This window comes from Nocardia farcinica, from assembly GCF_029867845.1.
Classification (GTDB): domain Bacteria; phylum Actinomycetota; class Actinomycetes; order Mycobacteriales; family Mycobacteriaceae; genus Nocardia; species Nocardia farcinica_A.
Genome location: NZ_JARWRU010000799.1, coordinates 1 through 2018, shown reverse-complemented (window position 1 = coordinate 2018; position 2018 = coordinate 1). Strand labels below are relative to the sequence as shown.

General features: G+C 73.7%; 1 protein-coding gene. It reads right to left on the bottom strand.

Features of this window, described 5'->3' with window-relative positions; translation table 11 throughout:
• A partial coding sequence (locus tag QH283_RS17485; protein WP_280504058.1) for an aspartate aminotransferase family protein occupies positions 1-2018 on the bottom strand: 2018 nt, incomplete at both ends.

Here is a 2018-nt window from a genome sequence, read left to right as displayed (position 1 = left end):
CCCGCGCCCCCCACCCGGGCGGGGGCGGGGGGGTTGCCTTGGGCGTCATCGCCCCCGCGCCCTAGCCCCGCCGCCCCGCGGGGCACGGCCCGCTCGACCCCCACCAGCACGAGATCGCGCAGCCACGCCCGGTGTCCGGCGCGCTGGCCCGCGACGATCTGCTCGGCCGAGACGGGGACGGCGATGACGCAGACCTCGACGGTGGCGCCGGTCGGCGAGGTGAGCAGCTGCCTGCTCGTCTCGAACGGCTCGGCCACCCCGTGCAGCCGTTCGAACAGCGCCGCGAACTGCTCGTCGGACCAGCTGCCGAGTTCCGGCGCGAAGTTGCGCAGGTCGGCGGCCTCGGGCAGGTTGGCGAGGAAGGCCACCCGGCGCGGGGCGTCCCACGCCCTGGTGGGCGGGTTCGGTCTGCGGCGCGTCAGCTTCACCCGCTCCGGCAGTACCGCTCCGGTGCTCGGCGGCACCGTCAGGTGCGCCAGCAGTGTGGCCAGATCGCCACGTGACAGCAGTTCCGCCAGCTCGTCGAAGGCTTTCTCGATGTGGTCGAGGTCGGCGTCGGACAGGAACGCCGAGGGCTGGATGCGCAGGGTGGTCGGCGCCGACAGCGTGGGCAGCACGCGGATGTGGTGGGTGTGCAGCAGGTACCCGGCCACCACGTAGCCGAACATGTCGGGATCGCAGAGCTCGCGCAGCAGCGCCGATTTCGGTGTGGGAACGACGAGTTCGACGCCCTGGAGCAGCCCGCGCCCGCGCACGTCCGCCACCGCCGCCGGCCGCCGGGCGGCGATCGCGTCCAGGCGGGCGCGCAGCCTGGACCCGGTGTCGCAGATGCGGAGCTGGTTCTCGCGCAGCAGTTTCAGCGCCGACTGTGCGACCACGCAGGACAGCGCGTCGTCGGCGAAGGTGGAGGTGTGGTACCGGCCGAAGTCCGCGACCGAGTGCTCCCGGTCGACCAGCAGCGCCGAGATCTTCACCAGGCCGCCGCCCAGTGATTTGGACAGCAGGTAGTAGTCGGCGACCACCTCGGCGGCCGAGGAGGCCAGGAAGGTCCCGGTGCGGCCCATGCCACACTGGATCTCGTCGAAGACCAGTGCCGCCGCATGCCGGTCGGCCAGGCTCCGCAGGGCGCGCAGCGTGTCGGCGGGAACTTCGCGCACACCGCCTTCGCCTTGGATCGGTTCGGCGAAGACCGCCGCCACCGGGGAGACGTGCACCGTCGATGCCTGCGGCCTGCCGGTGCCGTCGACGGTGATCCGCCCGACGGCGCGCAGTTCCCCGGCGAACGCCGTGACGACGGCCTGTGGGTCCCAGTCGGTGAGCCGCAGCTGCTCCGGCCCGGGCACCACCAGGTCGTCCGGGGTGTCGGCCTGGTCGGTCAGGGTGAACGCGCCGGCGGACTTGCCGTGGAAGGCGTTGGACAGGCTCACATAGACCGGCCCGCGCGCGGCGACGCTCTCGATCACGCGCAGCGATTCCGCGACGATCTGCCCGGCGCTCCTGGTCTCGCCGGAATCGGCCGCGCCGCAGGGCAGCACGTCGTGCAGTCCGTCGCGGCGCAGCCGTCGCAGGGTGCGCTCCAGTTCCACCCGCAGGTCGGCCAGGCGGCGGGCGTGGGCGACGGCGGCGTGGCGCATGGCGGCCTCCACCGCGTCGGCGCCGGTCGATCCGAGGGTGACGACGTATTCACGGCCGGTGGCGGCGCCGACCGTCTGCGACAGGGTGGCCGACAGCTCGGCCGCCGCGGGCCGGATGCTGCCCTGGGACACGAACGGGACGTGCGCGTCGAGGTGCGCCCGCGCCACACGGACCAGGGTGGGGTGGTTGTGGCCGAACAGGGCGGCGCCGAACCCGCCGACCAGGTCGAGCACTCTGGCGCCGTCGGCGCGGATCAGGTGGTCGCCGTCGGCGCGGGTGTAGACCACATCGAGGTGGCAGGCGCGCAACAGGCGGGCGAGGCCGGGCCGGTTGTGGTCGGCGAACCGGTCGAACAGGGCGCGCGTGGAGTCGGCCGGGTCGAC